Source organism: Brevibacterium sp. SIMBA_078, from assembly GCF_046534565.1.
Taxonomy (GTDB): Bacteria; Actinomycetota; Actinomycetes; order Actinomycetales; family Brevibacteriaceae; genus Brevibacterium.
The window spans coordinates 1-332 of sequence record NZ_JAWRYQ010000091.1; the positions used below are offsets into that span (position 1 = coordinate 1).

At 41.3% G+C, this 332-nt stretch carries 1 protein-coding gene; it reads left to right on the plus strand.

The features are described from left to right. Positions 1-50: 50 nt before the first annotated feature. The coding region (locus tag SB749_RS18990) for a phage head-tail connector protein (RefSeq protein ID WP_410711671.1) at positions 51-332 on the plus strand (282 nt) is incomplete at its 3' end.

A 332-nucleotide genomic window follows, 5' to 3' on the forward strand; every position in this document is an offset into this window, starting at 1 on the left:
TTACAACATGAAGCGTGAAACACTGCTTGAAAAATTGAAAGGGTGATCCAATGGACATCCAACAGATTAAAAGAATGATAGAAATGACCACAGATAAGCACGATGATTACTTGTCTGAGGTTGTTCCTATTTTTGTTGAATATGCTTCTGATTTTTGTAAGAACAAGTTTGATGCAGATGACCTGCCGGCGGGTGTAAAGATATTTGTTGCGAAAGCCGCTGAGCACAACTTAAAGCCAGCAGGTTTGGCAAGTCGAAGTATGGGTGATGTGTCGTACTCTTATGACACTGATTTCCCTGAAACGATCACAAAGCACCTGTACCCGTATAGG